This window comes from Rhizobium sp. 05L429 (genome assembly GCF_056397645.1).
This window is the reverse complement of sequence record NZ_JBFTNV010000071.1, coordinates 1-3,093: the sequence shown is the minus strand read 5'-3', so window position 1 is coordinate 3,093 and position 3,093 is coordinate 1. Positions and strand designations below refer to the sequence as shown.

The 3,093-nt window shown below is 55.6% G+C and carries 4 protein-coding genes; all 4 read right to left on the bottom strand.

Annotation, left to right across the window (positions count from 1 at the left end; all coding sequences use genetic code 11):
* Positions 1-743 (bottom strand): SpvB/TcaC N-terminal domain-containing protein (locus AC1DNW_RS35320; protein ID WP_477855785.1); only part of this gene is annotated, 743 nt, incomplete at its 3' end.
* 579 nt (positions 744-1,322) lie between these two features.
* Entirely contained in the window at positions 1,323-1,601 is a 279-nt protein-coding gene (locus AC1DNW_RS35315) for a hypothetical protein (RefSeq protein ID WP_477855783.1), read from the bottom strand.
* Between the two features lie 33 nt (positions 1,602-1,634).
* Complete coding sequence (locus AC1DNW_RS35310) at positions 1,635-2,207, bottom strand: hypothetical protein (protein WP_477855781.1); 573 nt, start codon at positions 2,205-2,207, stop codon at positions 1,635-1,637.
* Positions 2,208-2,218: 11 nt separating this feature from the next.
* Positions 2,219-3,093 (bottom strand): RHS repeat-associated core domain-containing protein (locus AC1DNW_RS35305; protein WP_477855779.1); only part of this gene is annotated, 875 nt, incomplete at its 5' end.

Here is a 3,093-nt window from a genome sequence, read left to right as displayed (position 1 = left end):
GAGACCGAGGTCGTCGGCGAGCAGGGAATCAGCGATTCGCCGTTGAGCAGATAAAAATCACTGCCGTCGAAGGCCGGGATGCCGCGCCCGATGCTGCCGCGCTCGATGACCTCGAGACCGTCGAGTGCCCAGCCATAGCCGAGCCAGCCCTGGTAGCTGCCGCCGATACGGCTCTTGCGGGCGGAATCGTAGCCGAGCGCGAGCTTCGGCTCGATGCCATGGAAGTCGGGAAGATCGATCGCGATCGATTGGGTAAACGAACCCRATCCACCGATCATCGGGACCGAGGCCTTCTCCGGCGCACTGACGGCCGCCTCGGCGGGGATCGAGGCAACGGCCGCAACGGCTGCAGCACTTAGGCTCTTGGCCTTGACCTTGCTGCCCGTCTTGTCGTCGGCGCTGATCGTCTCGTCGGTTGTCTCGCTACCGACCTCGTCTTCTGTCGGATCCGCCGCGGTCGCGTCGCCGTCCTTGCCAACGGATGCTGCCGGCTCCGCGCCATTGCCAAGGCCGGTGGTGCGGTCGACCGCCATGTCGAGTGTTGAGGAGGCAGCGCCATCGCCTGCAGGCTGCGTCTGGCTGGCTCCCTTCGACTGGCTGCCAGCCGCAAGCGTGCCGATCGTCGAGCCGTTGCCGAGGACCGAACCGGACCTAGCCGGCTCCTGCGCATTCAACGTACCTGTCAGAAGGCAAAGACCAAGCGTGGCGGCAAAAGCCGCCGCACCAAACCGAAACTGAAACATGAAGTCCCCACAACCCCGAATCGAAATATATTTTCAGGTTAAGCGGGTAATTTCGTCATTTGCAATCCCTCAATCGAAACCACGCGAGGACTTTTTCAGGCTGATGCAAAACGTCGCAGTTCAGGACAGGTCATCAAGGGTTGCGCGGCGGTTAACCCCGTCCATTTGGCCCGGTTGCTGAGATGGAAAGTACCGCGGCGGCACCCAAGCTTTGGCGTGATCTGACCATCGTCCCTACACAGGAATCAAGATGTTTGGATTGCTTGCGCTCGGCGTCTCTGGCGGCTTCGTTCCGGCGCCGCACAGTGACTCAAGCCATACATTAGGTTTGCCATCGAAATAATCACGAAGGAAGTCGATAACGTGGTTTCGCTCCATATGCCGCGGGATCCATAGACACGGGCTCGTTCATCGTGATTGGCGTCTCAATCCCGTTCCGCTATCTTTTTTCGCTCCAAAACCCACATCTCTCTTTAAAGAAGATATGTCTTCGAGCTCGCTTCAAAGCGCCGCAGCGCTCCATTCCCAATAGTAAAACCCAAGCCATCATTTGAACACTGGATTCATCGGTTATTAAACCTAACCGTCTTGCGGACGCCAACCCAAGGCCTCGGCCTGTGCCAATGCTTGCATGTTCCCCTGGTACCATTGATCGGCCTTGACCTTGAGCTCGGCCGGAATGTCTTCCATTCGCATGTATTTTCTGGCCACTTCCTGCCGCAGAGGGCCATTGTAGGCGTTTCCCTTTTTCACCAGTCCATAGGCAAAGTTTGGATAGTGCCTCAACAACACGTTTGAGACAGAAACGGCAGATTCGAATGCGCCCGTCGCAATCATCGTGTGAAACGAGGCGATCAACGCGACAGATTCGTCGTGGGATTGACCCGCGATCTAGCCGAGATTCGTGCAGCCAAACCGGATTTTTGCGGCGTCGATGATCTTCCGTGTATCTGCTGCCGCATTGTCGAGATCTGTCTCAAATGGCGCCGTCAATTTACTTCTTAAGTTTAGAACATCAATCAGAATGAACCGTGCAGTATCTCGCTCGCTATCGTCCTTGCTGGTCATTATGTCCAATAGCCGGCAACCTACTGCATCGTCGTCGAACTCCTTGAAGTAGACGTCAGCCAAGTTAATGGCGGTCATGCGACTATTGCGCCAGCCGATATTTTCGTCGGACATGATGAGCGTTCGGAGAAGATCCTTATACGTTTCCACAAGGCCCAAATATCTACACAAAGCCTTCAATGCGAGTTCGCCATAGACATTGCGTTCCGCGCCAAATAGATAAGGCTCGATTAACCGTGTATCATTGGTATTTCCGCATAACCCTACGACATAGAGGGCTGAACTAATGTCGCCTCGTCCGGTCGCCAGGATGGTCCGGGCATATTCGACCTCGCCTTCTGTAACGGTCCCTGGTACGGCGCCCTGAGCACGATTTCGGATGTCCTTGATGTTCATTCTTGGCTCCGCTACTTGCTGCCCMGTGGCTCGGTTGATCGCTGGCCCCAACCATCAGCATCGTTTGTTTTATCGTGAGTTCGGGCCGTTGTACGGCCGCCTAGCGCATCCCGAGCCGAATCGATGCTTTTGCTGGCACGGCTGATAGCATCCTCAACTGTTTTTCGACCTCTTGGATCGAAACTCGGACTTCCGAGAGCTGTTTTGAGGTTCGCGATGTCGTTAATCTGGCCTTTGAGGCCCTCTCGAACCTCTCGGACGTGATCATACGGCTGGCCATCTCTAGGATTTACCTTGACAACTTGACCACTAAGTTCTCGTCGAACAGCGTCATAATGCCATTCGTTGAGGGTATTTTCTATTCTATTGTTGATCGATGCGATGACGTCACGCTGTGTCTGTATCAGACCATCATCGTGTTGAGATTGCAGATACTGGGATAATGCCAAAGCAGCGGCAAGCCCCATGGCCCCTGGCGATCCGGGATCTTGCATTACGTCAACGTGTAGGATCGTGCGATCGTCAAAAAAAGGATGCGGATCCTGGAAGTCGGGAGTCCCGTCGTTGTCTCTATCTCCATCGAAGTCTTGGAGTGGGTCCATGAGTGGGCCGCCATTGTGGCCTATGCCCKCATGCCCGTTTGGATCTGATTTATTGACGGGATCGTTTTCGGCATAGCCGTAGCGGTTGGTGCCGACGCCGTCCTTGATGGGGTCCCAGTCGTCGGGTGAGATGAACCGTCCGAAGGCTGGGTCATAGTATCTGGCATTGAGATACATGAGGCCGGTCTCGGGGTCGAAGCGCTCGCCGATATAGCCCTTCCCTGTCTGCATCGCCGTGTTGGTACGCTCGCCGAAGGCGGCATAGCCGGTCTGCTCGACGATAT

Bases quoted from the DNA above. Each gene is read 5' to 3' on its own strand.
- AC1DNW_RS35310 (WP_477855781.1), bottom strand. From the start codon at position 2,207: ATGAACATCAAGGACATCCGAAATCGTGCTCAGGGCGCCGTACCAGGG.